General features: G+C 65.6%; 18 protein-coding genes. 16 read left to right on the forward strand and 2 right to left on the reverse strand.

Annotation, left to right across the window (positions count from 1 at the left end; genetic code table 11):
• Nucleotides 1-703, forward strand: a 703-nt coding sequence (locus tag ACYVNQ_RS25005) for an MFS transporter (protein ID WP_460905723.1), incomplete at its 5' end; no start/stop codon positions are given.
• A gap of 204 nt (nucleotides 704-907) precedes the next feature.
• Here the strand turns inward: ACYVNQ_RS25005 and ACYVNQ_RS25010 are convergent.
• Nucleotides 908-1,981: an MBL fold metallo-hydrolase gene (locus ACYVNQ_RS25010; RefSeq protein WP_460905726.1), complete on the reverse strand. Its 1,074-nt coding sequence runs from the start codon at nucleotides 1,979-1,981 to the stop codon at nucleotides 908-910.
• A gap of 205 nt (nucleotides 1,982-2,186) precedes the next feature.
• Between ACYVNQ_RS25010 and ACYVNQ_RS25015 the strand changes: the two genes are divergently transcribed.
• The 13 genes from ACYVNQ_RS25015 to ACYVNQ_RS25075 all read left to right on the forward strand — a co-directional run bounded on the left by ACYVNQ_RS25015 (nucleotide 2,187) and on the right by ACYVNQ_RS25075 (nucleotide 16,433).
• Nucleotides 2,187-2,579: a MerR family transcriptional regulator gene (locus ACYVNQ_RS25015; RefSeq protein WP_460906093.1), complete on the forward strand. Its 393-nt coding sequence runs from the start codon at nucleotides 2,187-2,189 to the stop codon at nucleotides 2,577-2,579.
• Nucleotides 2,580-2,789: 210 nt separating this feature from the next.
• Nucleotides 2,790-4,613 carry a bifunctional isocitrate dehydrogenase kinase/phosphatase gene (gene aceK / locus ACYVNQ_RS25020; protein ID WP_460905729.1) on the forward strand — a complete coding sequence of 608 codons (1,824 nt, stop codon included), beginning with the start codon at nucleotides 2,790-2,792 and terminating at the stop codon, nucleotides 4,611-4,613.
• 72 nt (nucleotides 4,614-4,685) lie between these two features.
• Complete coding sequence (gene can / locus ACYVNQ_RS25025; RefSeq protein ID WP_460905732.1) at nucleotides 4,686-5,447, forward strand: carbonate dehydratase; 762 nt, start codon at nucleotides 4,686-4,688, stop codon at nucleotides 5,445-5,447.
• Nucleotides 5,440-6,630 carry an acetyl-CoA C-acetyltransferase gene (locus tag ACYVNQ_RS25030; RefSeq protein ID WP_460905735.1) on the forward strand — a complete coding sequence of 397 codons (1,191 nt, stop codon included), beginning with the start codon at nucleotides 5,440-5,442 and terminating at the stop codon, nucleotides 6,628-6,630. The genes can and ACYVNQ_RS25030 overlap by 8 nt, the downstream gene beginning before the upstream one ends.
• A 79-nt stretch (nucleotides 6,631-6,709) precedes the next feature.
• On the forward strand, nucleotides 6,710-7,387 hold the full coding sequence (locus ACYVNQ_RS25035) for an SDR family oxidoreductase (RefSeq protein WP_460905738.1): 678 nt from the start codon (nucleotides 6,710-6,712) through the stop codon (nucleotides 7,385-7,387).
• A gap of 43 nt (nucleotides 7,388-7,430) precedes the next feature.
• Entirely contained in the window at nucleotides 7,431-8,567 is a 1,137-nt protein-coding gene (locus ACYVNQ_RS25040; protein WP_460905741.1) for an acyl-CoA dehydrogenase family protein, read from the forward strand.
• A gap of 128 nt (nucleotides 8,568-8,695) precedes the next feature.
• The gene (locus ACYVNQ_RS25045) at nucleotides 8,696-9,148 is read left to right on the forward strand and encodes a YchJ family protein (RefSeq protein WP_460905744.1); all 453 of its coding nucleotides are present in this window, start codon (nucleotides 8,696-8,698) and stop codon (nucleotides 9,146-9,148) included.
• Nucleotides 9,149-9,693: 545 nt separating this feature from the next.
• A complete protein-coding gene (locus ACYVNQ_RS25050) occupies nucleotides 9,694-10,995 on the forward strand; it encodes a dienelactone hydrolase family protein (protein WP_460905747.1) in 1,302 nt (433 codons plus the stop codon).
• Nucleotides 10,996-11,452: 457 nt separating this feature from the next.
• Nucleotides 11,453-12,922, forward strand: coding sequence for an adenosylmethionine--8-amino-7-oxononanoate transaminase (gene bioA / locus ACYVNQ_RS25055; RefSeq protein WP_460905751.1), 1,470 nt, complete (start codon nucleotides 11,453-11,455; stop codon nucleotides 12,920-12,922).
• Complete coding sequence (gene bioF, locus ACYVNQ_RS25060) at nucleotides 12,922-14,106, forward strand: 8-amino-7-oxononanoate synthase (protein ID WP_460905754.1); 1,185 nt, start codon at nucleotides 12,922-12,924, stop codon at nucleotides 14,104-14,106. The genes bioA and bioF overlap by 1 nt, the downstream gene beginning before the upstream one ends.
• Nucleotides 14,103-14,849, forward strand: coding sequence for a dethiobiotin synthase (gene bioD / locus ACYVNQ_RS25065; RefSeq protein ID WP_460905757.1), 747 nt, complete (start codon nucleotides 14,103-14,105; stop codon nucleotides 14,847-14,849). The genes bioF and bioD overlap by 4 nt, the downstream gene beginning before the upstream one ends.
• Nucleotides 14,850-14,889: 40 nt before the next feature.
• On the forward strand, nucleotides 14,890-15,969 hold the full coding sequence (gene bioB / locus ACYVNQ_RS25070) for a biotin synthase BioB (protein WP_460905760.1): 1,080 nt from the start codon (nucleotides 14,890-14,892) through the stop codon (nucleotides 15,967-15,969).
• Between the two features lie 287 nt (nucleotides 15,970-16,256).
• Nucleotides 16,257-16,433: a hypothetical protein gene (locus tag ACYVNQ_RS25075; protein ID WP_460905763.1), complete on the forward strand. Its 177-nt coding sequence runs from the start codon at nucleotides 16,257-16,259 to the stop codon at nucleotides 16,431-16,433.
• A gap of 57 nt (nucleotides 16,434-16,490) precedes the next feature.
• Here ACYVNQ_RS25075 and ACYVNQ_RS25080 read toward each other — a convergent pair whose 3' ends face one another.
• Nucleotides 16,491-17,105, reverse strand: coding sequence for an RBBP9/YdeN family alpha/beta hydrolase (locus ACYVNQ_RS25080; protein WP_460905766.1), 615 nt, complete (start codon nucleotides 17,103-17,105; stop codon nucleotides 16,491-16,493).
• A gap of 215 nt (nucleotides 17,106-17,320) precedes the next feature.
• Here ACYVNQ_RS25080 and ACYVNQ_RS25085 point away from each other — a divergent pair, with 215 nt between their 5' ends.
• Nucleotides 17,321-18,265, forward strand: a complete 945-nt coding sequence (locus ACYVNQ_RS25085; RefSeq protein ID WP_460905769.1) for a 2-hydroxyacid dehydrogenase — start codon at nucleotides 17,321-17,323, stop codon at nucleotides 18,263-18,265.
• A 128-nt stretch (nucleotides 18,266-18,393) separates the two neighbouring features.
• Nucleotides 18,394-19,320, forward strand: coding sequence for a hydroxymethylglutaryl-CoA lyase (locus ACYVNQ_RS25090; RefSeq protein WP_460905772.1), 927 nt, complete (start codon nucleotides 18,394-18,396; stop codon nucleotides 19,318-19,320).
• Nucleotides 19,321-19,357 lie beyond the last annotated feature (37 nt).

Here is a 19,357-nt window from a genome sequence, read left to right on the forward strand (position 1 = left end):
GGGCGCCGTCGCCGCGCTGGTCGCGCTGTACCTGCGCAAGTCGCTCGACGAAACATCGAGTGCCGCGACCCGCCAGCGCAGCGATGCAGGCACGCTCGCCGGCATGTGGAAACACAAGAAGGCGTTCATGACGGTGGTCGGCTTTACCGCCGGCGGCTCGCTGATCTTCTATACGTTCACGACGTATATGCAGAAGTACCTCGTCAACACCGCGCACATGAATGCGAAGACGGCGAGCAGCGTGATGACTGCGGCGCTATTCGTGTACATGCTGATGCAACCGCTGTTCGGCGCGATGTCGGATCGCATCGGCCGGCGCCAGTCGATGATCCTGTTCGGCCTGTTTGCAACCATTGGCACCGTGCCGCTGCTGCATGCGCTCAAAGACGTGACGAGCCCGTTCGCCGCGTTCGGCCTGGTGGTCACCGCGTTGGCGATCATCAGCTTCTACACGTCGATCAGCGGGCTGATCAAGGCCGAGATGTTCCCGCCGGAAGTGCGCGCGCTGGGCGTCGGGTTGTCGTATGCGGTGGCCAATGCGATCTTCGGCGGCTCGGCCGAGTATGTCGCGCTGTGGCTCAAACAGGCCGGCAATGAAACCAGCTTCTACTGGTATGTCACCGCAATGTGCGCGATCGGCCTTGTCGTGTCGCTGCGCATGCGCGATCCGTCGAAGGTGGGCTATCTGCGCAACGAGCCCTAGTCGCGGCGTTCGCATTCAGCAAAGCAGCACGCGATGCAGCGCGTGGAAATCTTCGTAGGACGCGGTTTGCGACGTTGCTGGCCCAGTTGCCCCCGAAGTTGCCTGCGCAGTTGCCTGCGCAGTTGCCCGCGCAGTTGCCCGCGCAGTTCCCTGCGAAGTTGCGCGTGTAGCCGCGTGTAGCCGCGTGCGCCACCACGCGCGCAGCTACACTGCAGCGAAGCGAATCACGCCGTCATCGCCCTGCACGCGCCGCAGTTCGCCCGCATGCCACAGCACATGCAGATGCGCGAGCGCCTCGCCCATCGCGAAGGTCATCTGGTGAATGTCGAGTTTGCGGCGGAACATCAGCGGCACGATGTCCGCCGCGCTGCACGCATGCTCCACGCAAGCGTCGCGCACTTCGGCGAGCCGCGCCGCATGGTGGTCGCGCAATTGCCCGATACGCGTGCGCAAACCGCGAAACGGCTTGCCGTGCGACGGCAGCACCAGCGTATCCTCCGCCATCGGTTCGTAGCGCTCGAGCGCCTGCAGATAAAGCGCGAGCGGATTGCCCTCCGGCTCGATATCGAACACCGATACGTTGGTCGAAATTCGCGGCAGCACCATATCGCCGGAAATCAGCACGCCTGCCTGCGCACAATGCAGTGCGCAGTGCTCCGGCGAATGGCCGAAACCCGTCACGATGCGCCAGCTGCGCCCGCCGATCAGCAGTTCGTCGCCTTCGCGCATCCGGCGATATTGGCCGGGCACGGCAGGCACGAGGTTCGAGTAGTAGCTGTTGCGATTGCGCACCTGCTCGAGCGATTCCGGGTCGGTGACACCGTGCCGCGCGAAGTGCCGCGCCGCGCCGGCGCCGCCTGCGTTCGAGCCGTCGCCGGCCGCCAGTACGCGGCCATACAGATATTCGCCCAGCGACATCCACAAGCGCGCCTGCCAGCGCTGCCGGTCGCCGCCGCTGCACAGCCAGTGTGCGAGCCCCAGATGATCTGGATGACAATGCGTGACGATCACACGCAGCACCGGCAAGCCTTCGAGCACCGTATCGAACACCCGCTCCCAGTTCGCGCGGATCGTATCGTTGGCGATACCGCAATCGATCACCGTCCAGCCTTGCTGCCCATCGATCTGATCGCGCAGCAGCCACAGGTTGATGTGATCGAGCGCGAACGGCAGCGGCATGCGCAGCCAGTACACACCGGGGGCGACTTCATGGACGCTGCCCGGTTCGGGCAAGGTGTCGGCGAACGGATAGTCGAGTTGATGCTCGAGTGCATTCATCGTGGGGACTTCTCTCCGCGGCAAGTACAGAGCAACTGCGGGCAACTGTGCGGCTACTGCAGGCTACTGCCCCGCGCGCATCGCGGTGCGCCCTGGTTGCGCTTTACTAAAGTTGACGATAACGTAAACGCCGATTCTATCGTTCAAATCGGCTTGGTGCCCGCGGATCAAAAACCACGGGCCGCAAACCGCAATGCATGATCCCATGAAGCAGCAGTACACGATCACCGAGCTCGCGCGCGAATTCGACGTCACCCCGCGCGCAATCCGGTTCTATGAAGACCAGGGCCTGCTCGCACCGAGCCGCGCGGGCACAGGCGGCCAGCGGCGCGTCTACTCGGGCCGTGACCGCACGCGGCTGAAGCTGACGCTGCGCGGCAAGCGCCTCGGCTTCACCCTGTCCGAAATCCGCACGCTGCTCGATCTGTACGAATCGCCGACCGATACGGTGCCGCAATTGCAGGCGTTTCTCGCAACGGTCGTTCAGCATCGCGAAGTGCTCGAGCGCCAGCGCGAAGATCTGGACGCCACGCTCGAAGACCTTGCGCAATACGAAGTAGAGGCACGCGCCCTGCTTGAACGCAGCACGCACGCTTGAGTACACACTTGAATCCATATTAAGCCGGCAGATGCAGCGGCGTTGCGCGAAGATCGTCTGAACGTCGCGCAACGGCCGCGAAACGACCAGCAAGCCGCCGCGGCGCAAGCGTCGTGTGGCTCTGCACCAGCTTGCAGCACGCTGCCGGAAGACGGCTCCGGACGCTACAATCGCAGCGTCCTCACGACATTGAACGAATGCGCGGTCGACATGAATCACTTTCCTAAACTGCTGTCGTCGCAAATCGGCTTCGATGTCGCGGAAGCGCTGCTCGAAGGGTTCGATCGTCACTACCGCGTGTTCCGCGACGCGGCGCTGCACGCGAAAGCGCTGTTCGAAGCGGCGGACTGGCACGGCATCCAGCGGCTCGCGCGCGAACGCATCACGTCATATGACGACCGCGTGACCGAATGCGTCGAGCGCCTCGAAGACGAATTCGATGCGCAGAACATCGACAACGAAGTCTGGCAGCAGATCAAGCTGCACTTCATCGGCCTGTTGACCACGCATCGCCAGCCGGAATGCGCGGAGACGTTCTTCAATTCCGTGTGCTGCAAGATTCTGCACCGGTCGTATTTCAACAACGACTTCATTTTCGTGCGGCCGGCCATTTCGACCGAGTACATCGAGAACGACGAGCCCGCTGCCAAGCCTACGTATCGTGCGTACTATCCGGGCAAGGACGGGCTCGCCGCAACGCTCGAGCGGATCGTCACGAATTTTCAGCTGAACCCGCCGTTCGAAGACCTGCAACGCGACGTCGGCTGCGTGCTGCAGACGATTCACGATACCTTCGGCAGCTTCGACGAATCGCCCAACTTCCAGATTCACGTGCTGTCTTCGCTGTTCTACCGGAACAAGGCCGCGTATATCGTCGGGCGCATCATCAACGGCGACCTGATGGTGCCGTTCGCGGTGCCGATCCATCACGTCAAGCGCGGCCTGCTCGCGCTCGATACGATCCTGCTGAAGCGCGAACAGCTGCTGATCATCTTCAGCTTTTCGCACTCGTACTTTCTGGTCGATATGGAAGTGCCGTCGGCCTACGTCGAGTTTCTCGGCACGCTGATGCCCGGCAAGCTGAAAGCGGAAATCTATACGTCGGTCGGCTTGCAGAAGCAGGGCAAGAACCTGTTCTATCGCGATCTGCTGCATCACCTGTCGCATTCGAGCGACCCGTTTATCGTCGCGCCCGGCATCAAGGGGCTGGTGATGCTGGTGTTCACGCTGCCGTCGTTTCCGTACGTGTTCAAGCTGATCAAGGATTACTTTCCGCCGCCGAAGGAAACCACTCGCGAGCAGATCCAGCAGAAGTATCAACTGGTCAAGCGTCACGACCGGCTCGGCCGGATGGCGGACACGCTCGAGTATTCGAGCGTCGCGCTGCCGCTCGCGCGCATCGACGACGCGCTGCTGCGCGAACTGCAGAAAGAAGTGCCGTCGCTGCTCGAATACGAGGGCGACAACCTGGTGATCCAGCATCTGTATATCGAGCGGCGCATGGTGCCGCTAAACCTGTTCCTGCAGAACGGCAGCGACGAGCAGGTCGACCGGGGCATCCAGGAATACGGCAACGCGGTGAAGGAACTGATGCAGGCGAACATCTTCCCCGGCGACATGCTGTACAAGAACTTCGGCGTCACGCGCCACGGCCGCGTGGTGTTTTACGACTACGACGAGATCGAGTATCTGACCGACTGCAACGTACGCAAGGTGCCGCCGCCGCGCAACGAAGAAGACGAACTGGCGGGCGAGCCGTGGTACACGGTCGGCCCGCACGATATTTTTCCGGAGACCTACGGCACGTTCCTGCTTGGCGACCCGCGCGTCCGCGAGGCGTTTCTCGCGCATCACGCCGACTTCTTCGATGCCGCGCTGTGGCAGCGACACAAGGACAACCTGCTGAAGGGAGAACTGCCGGATTTTTTCCCATACGAGCGCGACGTACGGTTTCGCATCCGCTACCCGGAGCGCTTTGCAGCGTCGGCGCCGCCTGCGCAGGCGGCCGCCACAGCGGCCGCGCGTGCCGCATGAAGCGCCGCGCGCCGCACGCTGAAACGACATAACGGGCCGGCTCGCCGGCCCTCACTACCGCATCCAGACACCATGACCAGCCACGCTTATTCCGCCGATCACCCGCTCACGCATCTGTTCGAAAACAACGAGGCGTGGGTCAAACGCAAACTGGAGGAGGACCCGCAATATTTCGCGCGGCTCGCCGACCAGCAGACGCCTGAATATCTGTGGATCGGCTGCTCCGACTCGCGGGTGCCGGCCAACCAGATCATCGGCCTGCCGCCGGGCGAAGTGTTCGTGCACCGGAACATCGCTAACGTGGTCGTGCATAGCGACCTGAATTGCCTGTCGGTGATCCAGTTCGCGGTAGACCTGTTGCGCGTCAAGCACATCCTGGTGGTCGGCCATTACGGCTGTTCGGGCGTCGGCGCCGCGCTGCACGGGCGACGCATCGGGCTCGCCGACAACTGGCTGCATCACGTGCAGGACGTGCGCGCGAAGCACTCGGCGCTGCTCGAGCAATGGCCGATCGGCGATGCGCGGCACCGCCGCCTCGTCGAGCTGAATACGATCGAGCAGGTGGTCAACGTGTGCCGCACGACCATCGTCAACGACGCGTGGGCGCGCGGCCAGGACCTGACGGTGCACGGCTGGGTCTACGGCGTGCACGACGGCCGCATCCGCGATCTCGGCATGACGGTGGCCGACGCCGACGCGCTCGATGCAACCTATAACGGCGGTCTGGCAACCGTGTCGGCCGGCAACGCGTACACGATGGAAGACGATGCCGGGCAAACCGGCAAGATCGCCGAGGTAGTGCAGGGTGTCATCAAGGAGCTGAAACATGAGTGAGACAAACGATCCGATCGTTATCGTCGGTGCCGCGCGCACGCCGATGGGCGGCTTTCAGGGGGACTTCGCATCGCTCACCGCGCCGCAACTGGGCGCTGTCGCGATCGAAGCGGCAGTGCGACGCGCAGGCCTCACGCCTGAACAGATCGACGAAGCCCTGATGGGCTGCGTGCTGCCGGCCGGCCAGGGACAGGCGCCCGCGCGCCAGGCGGCGCTCGGCGCCGGGCTGCCGCTCGCCACCGGCTGCACGACGGTCAACAAGATGTGCGGCTCCGGCATGCGCGCGGCAATGTTCGCGCACGACATGCTGGCGGCCGGCTCGGCAAACGTGGTTGTCGCGGGCGGCATGGAGAGCATGTCGAATGCGCCGTATCTGCTGCCGAAGGCACGCGCCGGCATGCGCATGGGGCATGGACAGGTGCTCGATCACCTGTTCCTCGACGGCCTCGAAGACGCTTACGACAAGGGCCGGTTGATGGGTACCTTCGCCGAGGAATGCGCGGCGTCGTTCGACTTCACGCGCGAGGCGCAGGACGCGTTTGCGATCGAATCGCTGACGCGCGCCAAACGCGCCAACGAAGATGGCTCGTTCGCGTGGGAAATCGCGCCGGTCAAGCTCGAAAGCCGCAAAGGCGAGACGACGGTCGGGCGTGACGAGCAGCCGTTCAAGGCGAACCTCGACAAGATCGCTACGCTCAAGCCGGCATTCAGCAAGACCGGCACGGTGACTGCAGCCAACTCGTCGTCGATTTCGGATGGTGCCGCCGCGCTCGTGATGATGCGCGCATCGAGCGCCGAGCGGCTCGGCGTGACGCCGCTTGCGCGGGTGGTCGGGCACGTGACCTTCGCACAGGAACCGGCGAAGTTCACCACCGCACCGGTCGGCGCGCTGCGCAAGCTGTTCGGCAGAAACGGCTGGCAGGCAGGCGACGTCGATCTGTACGAGATCAACGAGGCGTTTGCGGTGGTCACGATGGCGGCGATGAAAGAGCATGGCCTGCCGCACGACAAGGTCAACGTGAATGGCGGCGCGTGCGCGCTGGGGCATCCGATCGGCGCGTCGGGGGCGCGCATTCTGGTCACGCTGCTGGGTGCGCTGAGGCAGCGCGGCTTGCGACGCGGCGTCGCGAGCCTGTGCATCGGCGGCGGCGAAGCGACGGCGATGGGCGTCGAGCTGATGTAGCGCGCGTAGCAGAAGGGGCGCCCGGCGACGGACATGCGTCGGGCCCGGCCCCACCAGCACAATACAAAGAGGAGACTGCATGAAGACCATTCTGATCGTGGGCGCATCGCGCGGCATCGGCCAGGAGTTCGCCCGCCAATATGCGCAGGCCGGCTGGCGCGTGCTCGCCACCGTGCGCGACGAGCAGTCGCTCGGCGCACTCGCCGAGCTGGGCGTCGAGGCCTTCGAAGTCGACCTCACGCTGCCCGAGGACATCACGGCACTCGCCGCGAAGCTGGCCGGCCAGCGGCTCGACGTCGCGCTGCTCAGCGCGGGCGTGTACGGCCCGCGCACCGAAGGGGTCGAGTCGGTGTCGGCGCAAGAGTTCGAATACGTGATGAGCACCAACGTGCGCGCGCCGATGCAGTTGATCCCGTTGCTGCTGCCGCTGGTCGAGGAAGCGCACGGCGTGCTGGCCGTGCTGTCCAGCAAGATGGGCAGCATCGCCGAAGCGAGCGGCACCACCGGCTGGCTGTATCGCGCGAGCAAGGCCGCGTTGAACGACGTGCTGCGCGTCGCCTCGCTGCAGACGCGCGCCGCTACCTGCGTCTCGCTGCACCCCGGCTGGGTGCGCACCGACATGGGCAGCGCGGCCGCGCCGCTCGACGTCACGCACAGCGTGGCCGGCATGCGCGACTTGCTGGCGCAGGCGGCCGCCGCGCCGCAACTGTTTCACGGCCGCTTCTTTCAGTACGACGGCGCGCCGATCGAGTGGTAACGCCACGCAAACACCGCTCATACGCCGACGAGGAGACTCACCCATGGTGCTTGACCAGGATCACCTGATGATCCGCGACGCGATACGCACCTTCGTACGCGACGCGGTGACCCCCTACGCCGCGCAATGGGACCGCGAGCGCAGCTTCCCGGCGCAGGTCCACCGGCAGCTGGCCGGGCTCGGCGCGTACGGCGTGCTGGTGCCCGAGGAATACGGCGGCGCCGGGCTCGACGCGCTGGCGCTCGCGCTGATCCTCGAGGAAATCGCGGCCGGCGACGGCGGCACCTCGACGGCCATTTCGGTGAACAACTGCCCGGTCTGCAGCATCCTGCTGACCTACGGCAACGCAGGGCAAAAGCGCGACTGGCTGACCGCGCTCGCGCGCGGCGAGATGCTGGGCGCATTCTGCCTGACCGAACCGCAAGCCGGCTCCGACGCGTCGGCGTTGCGCACCACGGCCGAGCGCTCCGACGACGGCAGCGCGTATGTGCTGAACGGCGTCAAGCAGTTCGTCACCAGCGGCAAGAACGGCCAGCTCGCGATCGTGATGGCGGTGACCGACAAGACCGCCGGCAAGCGCGGCATCAGCGCATTCATCGTGCCGACCGATACGCCCGGTTACGTGGTCGCGCGCGTCGAGGACAAGCTCGGCCAACATTCGTCGGATACCGCGCAGATTATTTTCGACCAGTGCCGCGTGCCTGCCGCGAACCTGATCGGCGCCGAGGGCGAAGGCTACCGGATCGCGCTGTCGGGCCTGGAAGGCGGGCGCATCGGCATTGCCGCGCAAAGCGTCGGCATGGCGCGCGCGGCGCTCGAGGCCGCGCTCGCCTACGCGAAGGAGCGCGAAAGCTTCGGCCAGCGGCTGTTCGAGCACCAGGCGGTGCAGTTCCGCCTCGCCGACATGGCGACCCAGCTCGAAGCGGCGCGCCAGCTGATCTGGCATGCCGCAGCGCTGAAGGACGCTGGCCAGCCGTGCCTGACCGAGGCGGCGATGGCCAAGCTGTTCGCGTCGGAGGCGGCCGAACGGATCTGCTCCGCCGCGCTGCAGATTCACGGCGGCTACGGTTATCTGAGCGACTTCCCGATCGAGCGGATTTATCGCGACGTGCGCGTGTGCCAGATCTACGAGGGCACCAGCGACATCCAGAAAATTCTGATCGCGCGCGGCCTGAGCTGATCGCTGACAAAGCAGCAACTGACAGCGCCCGGGCGCACCAACCCGCGACCAGGCAGCAACCGGCCAGCGAGCAATCCGCCACAACCCGCCACAACCCGCGCCCGCACCGAGCTCCGATAAAACCCGCAATGAATCAGCACATTTTTCCGCCTGGCCGTCCCGCACAGTGTCCATGCGGCGGCGCAGCACCCGGCCGCCCAACGCCGGCCAAAGCGCCGCGCTACGAGGCCTGCTGCGGCCGTTATATCGACGCCGGCCTGCCGGCGCCGAACGCCTGGGAGCTGATGCGCTCGCGCTACAGCGCCTACGTGCTCGGCGCGCCGGCGTATCTGCGCGCGACGTGGGCGCCCCACACCTGCCCCGCCGATCTCGACGTCGACCCAGCGGCGCCCGACGCGCCGCGCTGGCTCGGCCTGCAGATCAAGCGCTTCACCGCACTCGACGATACGCACGCCGAGGTCGAGTTCGTCGCGCGCTACAAGGTCGACGGCCGTGCCCACCGGCTGCATGAGGCGAGCCGCTTTACGCGCAGCGAAGACGGCCGCTGGCGCTACGTCGACGGCGCCGTGACTGAAAGCTAAAACAAGCGATTTATTACAGATCTATTTCGATATACCGAGCAAACGCGACCACTCCTTAATAAAAAGTAACGATCGCGCACAGCGAATTTTGTTGGTTGTCCGCTACATGTAAGCCTTGCCGCTTTGCTGCAACGCACGCCCCGCCTGCGTTACCGGCCTGTCCCCATGTTTGCGCCGCGTGGGGATTGCCCGCGCAGGGGTTTCTACTGAATTGCACAAAGGGAAATTGTCGTGCCAGGATCGAGCCATAGTTTCGAGCGTCCGTTAGCGGAGGCGCGGTCGAACCGCCCACGCAGGATGTCCGGACGGGCCAAAGCCGGAAGGTGCGGCGGCCTGCTCAGGGGCATCGCGCGACACTCCTCTGCGGCGCATGGGGTTGCGTCGACTGGTTGACGATTCATTGGGTGCGATTCAAGCGACGTGCGTGTGCAGCAGTTGCACGCAGCGTGGGGTTTTTTGCTGTTTTCCGGTGTCACTCCCGGAGCCGGCGGCACCACGCACCGACAGGCGAAATTCAGGCGTTACTTGACAGCGGGTGTGGGCAGATGGTGTTTTCGATAGTCCGAACGGGGTGTGCGATGGTGACGACGTGCGTAGCGCTCGTCGCATCGGTTGCGCACGCGGGATCCGTGGACGCCGACGGCGGCCCGCTCGCCAACGCGCCGGTCCCGCGTATCGCCCTCGACGACGATCACTACCTGCCGTCGGCACGGCTGTCCGAACAGGTAATCGGCATTCCGTCCGGTCCGGATGGCAGCGTCACGCTGCAAACCACCATCTTCAAGCCCGAAGGCCCGGGCCCGTTCCCGATGGTCGTGTTCAATCACGGCAAGATGCACGGCGACCCGCGCCTGCAGGCGCGCAGCGACCCGGTTTCGTTTGCCCGCGAGTTCGTGCGGCGCGGCTATGTGGTGGTCGCCCCGAATCGCCAGGGCTTTGCGCAATCGGGCGGCACCTACGTGCAGGACGGCTGCGACGTCGAGCGCAACGGCATGAGCCAGGCAGCGGACGTCGCCGCGACCGTCGAATACATGTCGCAGCAGCCGTATGTCGATGCGCAGCACATCGTGATCGCCGGCACCTCGCACGGCGGCCTTGCGACGATCGCCTACGGCACCGAAGCCGCGCCGGGCGTACGCGGGCTGATCAATTTCTCGGGTGGCTTGCGTCAGGATGCGTGCACCGACTGGCAAGGCAATCTGACCCATGCATTCGGCACCTATGGCGAAAAGGTGCGCGTGCCGTCGCTGTGGATGTACGGCGATAACGATTCGATCTGGTCGGCCGATCTCGTCACGCAGATGTACGCGGCCTTCGCGGCGCACGGCGCCAGCGCGAAGATGATCGATTTCGGCGACTACAAGAACGATGCGCACCGGCTGGTCGGCGACCGCGACGGCGTGCATATCTGGTGGCCGGCGGTCGAGCGCTTCCTGGCGCGCGCCGGCATGCCGACGCGCGTGCAGTACCAGGTGTCCGACCCGGCTCAGCCGCAGCCCTCCGACTTCGCGTCTGTCGACGCGGTGGATTCGGTTCCGTTCCTCGACGATGCGGGCCGCAACGGTTATCGCAACTTCCTGCATCAGTACCCGAGCCGGGCGTTTGCGGTGTCCAATTCGGGCGCATGGTCGTGGGCCGAAGGCGGCGACGATCCGATGACGGTGGCGATCTCGAACTGCCAGAAGCAAAGCAGCGATCCGTGCCGGCTCTATGCGGTGAACAACATGGTCGTGTGGAAAGATCCGGCGGCCGACACGCAGACTGCGCAACGCAGCGGCGGCAGCCCGGAGCCGGAACCCGGCAACGCGCGGGCCGACGGCAAGCGGGCTCTTGCCAGCCGCAACTGATCCAGAACCGCCTTCGGGCGGTTTTTCATTTCTGCGGGCAGGTGGGCGCCTCCACGCGCCTCCATGCGGTGACGGCCGATCATTGCCCGCGTTCGGCCGCGCGCCCGCCCGTCTCGTCTCGGCCCCGTCTCAGCCTTTGCTACAGGTGTTGCTGTCCCGCCCGGCCCGGGCTGTTCCCCGTTTTGCCCGGCTTTCGCCCTCCCGGCCTCCCCCCGCGCCGCCCCTCTACGCACTCCCAACCGACACTTTTTTCACAGACGCCCCGCTACTCTGCCGTCGTCATCTGCAGCGATCTGGCCGGTTCGTGCCCGATTCGCGCCGTGCTGCGTCTAACATCGAAAAGCCGCGCCGCCAAGGCCGAAAATCGCCCTTTTTCACCTGATGCATTACGGCCGATAACGGGTTAATCTCACACCCTCCCCGCGCATACCGCGTTATTGCAACGCTATGCAACGTCATGGCAGGACGCTCGCCGTCCGTTCGCGTGACGCATTTGCATGACCGTGCACGGCTGCCGAGCCCCGCGCCGAGCCGCCCGCACGCGTTTGTCCCGGAGTGGTTTTTGGATACGCAAGCAATCAGATCAACCGATACGCCTGACGATTGGGTCGCCCGCAGCCTGCGCGCCGTCTGGCATCCGTGCACGCAGATGAAACACCACGAGCAATTGCCGCTCGTGCCCATCGCGCGCGGCCAGGGCGCCTGGCTGTACGACCGCACCGGCCGGCGCTATCTGGACGCAATCAGCTCGTGGTGGGTCAACCTGTTCGGCCACGCGAACCCGCGGATCAACGCCGCGCTGAAAGATCAACTCGACACGCTCGAGCACGCGATGCTGGCCGGCTGCACGCACGAGCCGGCGGTCTTGCTGGCCGAACGGCTCGCCGCGCGCACGCAAAACACGCTCGGCCACGCGTTTTTCGCGTCCGACGGCGCGTCGGCGGTGGAAATCGCGCTGAAAATGAGCTTCCACGCGTGGCGCAACCGCGGCTATGACTTCAAGCGCGAATTCGTCTGTGTAGCGAACAGCTACCACGGCGAAAGCATCGGCGCGCTCGGCGTGACCGACGTCGCGCTGTTCAAGGATGCCTACGAGCCGCTGATCCGCAACGCCCACGTGGTCGCCTCGCCCGACGCGCGTTTCGCGCGCGAAGGCGAGAGCGCCGCCGACGTCGCGCGCCATGCGCTCGACGACGTGCGCCGCCTGTTCGAGAAGCGCGGCGCCAATATCGCCGCGCTGATCGTCGAGCCGCTGGTGCAATGCGCGGCCGGCATGGCGATGCACGACCCGTCGTACATCGCCGGCCTGCGCACGCTGTGCGATCGCTACGGCGTGCACCTGATCGCCGATGAAATCGCGGTTGGCTGCGGCCGCACCGGCACCTTCTTCGCGTGCGAGCAGGCCGGCGTGTGGCCGGATTTCCTGTGCCTGTCCAAGGGCATCAGCGGCGGCTATCTGCCGCTGTCGATCGTGCTGTCGCGCGACGAGATCTTCGCCGCGTTCTACGACGACGACACGACGCGCGGCTTTCTGCATTCGCACTCGTACACCGGCAACCCGCTCGCGTGCCGCGCGGCGCTCGCCACGCTCGACCTGTTCGACAGCGACGACGTGCTGGCCGTCAATGTGAACAAGGCCGCGACGCTGCGCGCCGCGCTCGAACCCCTCGCGCATCATCCGCTCGTGCGCAATCTGCGCCAGTGCGGCACGATCTTCGCGTTCGATGCCGCGCTCGACGATACGGCGCTCGCGAAAACCTTCTCGCGGCGCTTCTTCGAACATGCGCTGCAACGCGAACTGCTGTTGCGCCCGATCGGCACGACCGTCTACCTGATGCCGCCGTACGTGCTCGACGACGCCGAACTCGCGCTGCTCGCGGCGCGCACGCTCGAAACGTTCGAGGCCACGGTAGCCGGGGAGCGTTGATGCAGTTGCTCGACACGCTCACACAAGGCCTCGACGACCTCGCCGCGCACGGGCTGCGCCGCCAGCGGCGCATCGCCGACAGCGCCTGCGCAGCGCATATGACCGTCGACGGCCGCGCCATCATCGGTTTTGCCAGCAACGATTATCTGGGCCTCGCCGCGCATCCGCAGCTCGCCGCGGCGCTGGCCGAAGGCGCGCAGCGCTATGGCGCAGGCAGCGGCGGCTCGCATCTGCTCGGCGGCCATTCGCGCGCGCACGCGCAGCTCGAAGACGAACTCGCCGCATTCTCCGGCGGCTTTTCCGATGCCCCGCGCGCGCTGTACTTCAGCACCGGCTATATGGCCAACCTCGCGACGCTGACCGCGCTCGCCGGCCGCGGCTCGCTGATCTTTTCCGACGCGCTGAATCACGCGTCGCTGATCGACGGCGCGCGGCTGTCGCGCGCCGACGTGCAGGTCTATCCGCACGCCGACGCCGATGCGCTAAGCGCGATGCTCGACGCGTCCGACGCACCGGTGAAGCTGATCGTCACCGACACCGTATTCAGCATGGACGGCGACATCGCGCCGCTCGAGCGCCTCGTCGCGCTCGCCGAGCAACACGGCGCGTGGCTGGTGGTCGACGACGCGCACGGCTTCGGCGTACTCGGCCCGCAAGGCCGCGGTGCGCTCGCGCAGGCTGCGCTGCGCTCGCCGCATCTGATCATGGTCGGCACGCTCGGCAAGGCGGCTGGCGTCTCAGGCGCATTCGTCATCGCGCATGAAACGGTGATCGAATGGCTGGTGCAGCGCGCGCGCCCGTATATCTTCACGACCGCGTCGGTGCCGGCTGTCGCGCATGCGGTATCGGCAAGCCTGCGCCTGATCGCCGGCGACGAAGGCGACTCGCGCCGCGCACATCTGCACGCTCTTGTCGAACGCACGCGCGAGCTGCTCAAAGCCACACCGTGGCTGCCGGTCGATTCGCATACTGCCGTGCAGCCGCTGATCATCGGCGCGAACGATGCGGCGCTCGAGATTGCCGCGCAGCTCGACCGCGCGGGGCTGTGGGTGCCGGCGATCCGGCCGCCCACCGTTCCCGAAGGCACGTCGCGGCTGCGCATTTCGCTGTCGGCGGGCCATTCGCACGCGGACCTCGACCGGCTCGAAGCCGCGTTGCGCGCGCTGCCGGAGGCACGGGCATGAGTGCGTTGGAATCCGTCGCCTCGTCACGCGCGTTGTCCTTGTTCGTTACCGGCACCGATACTGAAATCGGCAAGACGCTGGTGTCCGCGGCGCTGCTGCGCGGCTTCGTTCGCGCCGGGCTGCGCGCTGCCGCGATGAAACCGGTGGCAGCCGGCGCATTCGAGCGCGACGGCGTCTGGCACAACGAAGACGCCGATCAGCTCGACACCGCATCGAGCGTGCTGCTGCCGCCCGAGATCCGCACGCCGTATCTGCTGAAGGAGCCGGCCGCGCCGCACATCGTCGCCGCGCGCGAGCACGTCGAGCTCGACATCGCTCATATCGCCGCGTGCCATGCGCAGGCGCTGCAACAGGCCGATGTGGTGGTGGTGGAGGGCGTCGGCGGCTTCCGCGTGCCGCTCACCGATACCCACGACACTGCCGATCTCGCCGTCACGCTAAACCTGCCGGTGCTGCTGGTGGTCGGCATGCGGCTCGGCTGCATCAGTCACGCGCTGCTGACCGCTGAAGCGATTGCCGCGCGCGGGCTGCGTATCGCCGGCTGGGTAGCCAATCGGGTCGACCCGGCGTTGCTGTTCGCCGACGAAAACATCGCTGCATTGCGCGAGCGGCTCGCGCGCCAGTACGATGCGCCGTTACTCGGGATCGTGCCGCATCTGCCGCCGCCGGCTTCGGCCGATACGGCGGCCGGCCATCTCGACATCGACGCGCTGTTGCAAACGCTGCGCGCGGCGCAGCGCTAAACTCATACGAATTTCGCATCCATCCATGAGGATTGACCCCATGACACAAGCTCAAACCGCCACCGCCGCCACCGAGAGCGCGCAACCGGCTGCTGGCGCGGAGCGTGCGCGCTGGCGCGTGGCCGACGTGGTCGCGCTGTACGAGCTGCCGTTGAACGACCTGCTGTTCCGCGCGCAGCAGGTGCATCGCGAGCATTTCGATCCGAACACGGTGCAACTGTCGACGCTGCTGTCGATCAAGACCGGCGGCTGCGAGGAAGACTGCGCGTACTGCCCGCAGTCGGTGCACTACGACACCGGCGTGAAGGCGGAAAAGCTGATGCCGGTCGACGAAGTGCTCAGCGCCGCACAGGCCGCGAAGGACAACGGCGCAACCCGCTTCTGCATGGGCGCCGCGTGGCGCAATCCGAAAGAGCGGCACCTCGAGCCGATCAAGCAGATGATCCGCGGCGTGAAGGCGATGGGCCTCGAAACCTGCGTGACGCTCGGCATGCTCGAAGCGCAACAGGCGAAAGATCTCGCCGACGCGGGCCTCGATTACTACAACCATAATCTCGATACGTCGCCGGAGTTCTACGGCCAGATCATCTCGACGCGCACCTATCAGGACCGACTCGATACGCTCGAGCACGTGCGCGACGCGGGCATCAACGTGTGCTGCGGCGGCATCGTCGGCCTCGGCGAATCGCGCCGCGAGCGCGCGGGGCTGGTCGCGCAGCTCGCGAACATGGAGCCTTACCCGGAATCGGTGCCGATCAACAACCTCGTGCAGGTCGAGGGCACGCCGCTCACCGGTACCGAAGCACTCGATCCGTTCGAATTCGTGCGCACGATCGCGATTGCACGCATCACGATGCCGCGCGCGATGGTGCGCCTGTCCGCGGGCCGCGAACAGATGGATGAAGCGATGCAGGCGATGTGCTTTTTCGCCGGCGCGAACTCGATTTTCTACGGCGACCAGTTGCTGACGACCAGCAACCCGCAAGCCGAAGCGGACCGCAAACTGCTTGCGCGTCTGGGCATGCGCGCCGAAGCTGCGCAGCAGATGCCGCGCGAAGCGGGCTCGAGCCCGGCCGCTTGCGCGCACGGCTGCGATGAGCATCAAGCGATGCCGAACTGAAGCGCGCTACGCCCGGGTGTGTGCTGCATCGCGCGGCGCATTCGGGTTGACGAAGTGCGTCTGAGTTGGCGTTGAAGTTCTCGTTCGAGTTGCATCAGGCCTGAGGCCGCCCGTTGAGGGCGGCCTTTGTTTTTTCCGGTTTGCCTATGCCATTCGGCTGAGTTTCGGCATTACTCTGCATCCCGTACGATTGCTTCCGGATCGCTGAAGGCCGTCAGCATTCGAAACCACCCTGAAACACAACCGGGAACGCATCTGCCCGGCTACGTTATTTTGGAGAAGCAACTATGGAAGCACGTTCCACCCGAGTCGACATCACGCCCGAAAACGTCGCGCAGAACTTCGAGACGCTGCGCGTCGACATCCGCGATCTCAGAAAAGCGCAGCGATCCGATTCCCACATCACGTGGATCGCGATGGTCAGCCTCTGCCTGCTGGTAGCCAAAGGCTTTCACTGGTTCTAGCGCCGGGCTCTGCGCCCGACCTTGACACCAGGCGCTGGCGTCTGGCTGCTCGCTGCGTCAGGCCAGCATCGGCGCCGCCGGTTCCGCCGGAGCTTCATCGCGAAACCTGAGCGGCGCGGCGCAATGCGCGAGCGTATCGACGAAATATTTGGCACGCGGCCACGGGCCGAAACCCGCGGCCGTGTTGATATGCCCCGCATCGCCCAGATTGACGAACGCACTGCCGAGGCGCTGCGCCAGTTCGCGCGCCTCGGCCAACGGCATCCACGGGTCGGTCGCGCTGCCGATCACGATCGACGGCACGCCCAGCCGCTTTGCGTCGAAGTTGCCGGCAAACCTGAATTTCGTGGGGCTCGCAGGCGCGACGAATAGCACACCAGCCACCTCGGCCGGGTCGCCCGAGCGCACGCGCTGCTGCAACGCGTGCGCCGCCGCAAGGCAGCCGAAACTGTGCGCGGCCAGCACGAATGGGCCGCGCTCGCGCGCAAGCACGTCGTTGACAGCTTGCGACCATAGCGCGAGGTTCGGCGCCTCCCAGTCGGCCTGCTCGACCCGTAGCGCGCGCGGAAACTGTCGCTCGAGCCAGGTTTGCCAGTGCGCGCCTTCGCTGCCGTTCAAACCAGGAACAGTCACGAGCCGCGGCGGCCATGTCGATTTTTTGCATGAAAACATGATTTTTTCCTCGCGGCGGACCTCGGTGAAATCATTGTCGCGTGCGCACCCACACGGTTGAACCAATTTTTCGTGCTTTGCATATCGATGCCGTACGCCACAGCAATGCTTTATCGGCACGCAGCAGCACGCGCGCCGTCAAACAAAGTGCACATCACCGCAAGAAAGTAAAATGACGCGTATCCGTTGTTCCCGCAACCCGCATACGGGCTCGCATGAAAATCCTGTTCTACACGCCGCAGCAGGCCGAAGCCGACGCATGGCTGCACGAACTTCGCGAAGCGCTGCCCACGGCCGAGCTGCGCGCATGGCAACCCGGCGACCGCGCGCCGGCCGATTTCGCCATCGTATGGCGGCCGCCGTACGAGATGCTGGCGGCCCGCGACAACCTGCGCGCAGTCTTCAATCTTGGCGCCGGCGTCGATGCGATTCTCGCGCTCGAACGCGAGCAGCCGGGCACACTGCCGCGCAACGTGCCGCTGGTGCGTCTCGAAGATTCCGGCATGGCGCCGCAGATGGCCGAGTACGTCGTGCATGCGGTGCTGCGTTACCTGCGCCGCTTCGACGAATACGCGCAATTGCAGGCCGAGCGCCGCTGGCACGTGCTCGAACCGCATCCGCGCGAGTCGTTCACGGTCGGCGTGCTCGGGCTCGGTGTGCTCGGCGCACATGTGGCGCAGTCGATTGCGTCGTTCGGCTTGCCGGTGCGCGGCTTCAGCCGCAGCGAGCGGCAGGTTGAAGGCGTCGACGTCTATGCGGGGCCGGCGCGATTCGATGCGTTTCTCGACGGCGTGAAGGTGCTGGTCAATCTGCTGCCGCACACGCCGCAAACGAACGACGTGCTGAATGCCGCCACCTTCGCGAAGCTCGCGCACGGCGCGTATCTGGTCAACGTTGCGCGCGGCGCGCATCTGGTCGAAGCGGACCTGCTCGCGGCGCTCGCCAGCGGTCAGATCGCCGCGGCCACGCTCGACGTATTCCGTGAAGAGCCGCTGCCTGCCGATCATCCGTTCTGGCGCGAGCCGCGTATCACGATCACGCCGCACAGTTCAGCACTGACGCTGCGCCATGAAAGCGTGGTGCAGATCGCAGCGAAGATCACAGCCATGATGCGCGGCGAGCCCATTAGCGGCATTGTCGACCTCGCGCGCGGCTATTGAATGGGCGAGAACCAGCCAACCATTGCGCGACTGCATTACGGCACCACGGGACGACTGAGCGACTGCACCACGAAACGACGCAATCACTGGATGAAACACACGCCGCGCTGAGCGGCAGGAGACACACCATGGCAATCCCGCAAGCGGTGAAAATCGTCGAAGTCGCTCCGCGCGACGGGCTGCAGAACGAAAAGGAACGGGTGCCGACGGCGATCAAGATCGAACTGATCAACCGGCTGTCGGCGGCCGGCTTCCGCAATATCGAATCGACCTCGTTCGTGTCGCCGAAATGGGTGCCGCAAATGGCCGACGCGGCCGAAGTGATGGCCGGCATCGAGCGCCGCACCGGCACGATCTACTCGGTGCTGACGCCAAACCTGCGCGGTTTCGAAGGCGCACTTGCAGCGGCCGCGGACGAAATCGTGATCTTCGGCGCCGCCAGCGAAGCCTTCTCGCAGAAGAACATCAACTGCAGCATCGCCGAGAGCATCGAGCGCTTTGCACCGGTCGCGCACGCAGCGAAGGAGAAAGGCATGCGGCTGCGCGGCAGCATCTCGTGCGCGCTCGGCTGCCCGTACCAGGGCGAGGTGCCGGTGGCGTCAGTGGTCGACGTGGTCGAGCGTTTTGCCGCGCTCGGCTGCGACGAGATCGACATCGCGGATACGATCGGCATCGGCACGCCCAGGCGCACGAAGGAAGTGTTTGCGGCCGTCACGCAGGTGTATCCGCGCGAACAGCTGTCCGGCCATTTTCACGACACCTACGGCCAGGCACTCGCCAATATCTACGCTGCGCTACAGGAAGGCATCGAGATTTTCCATGCATCGGTGGCAGGGCTCGGCGGCTGTCCGTACGCAAAGGGCGCAACCGGCAACGTCGCGACCGAAGACGTGCTGTATCTGATGAACGGTCTCGGCATCGACACCGGCATCGACCTCGCGCAAGTGGTCGAGACCGGCGATTTCATCTCGGCGACGATCGGCAAGCCGAACGCGTCGCGCGCGGGCAAGGCGCTGCTCGCGAAGGCAAAGAGCGACGCGGCGCGCAATGCGTAAGCCGATTCACCCATCGAAACCAGAACTGAACAGCGAA

This window comes from Paraburkholderia jirisanensis, from assembly GCF_054782355.1.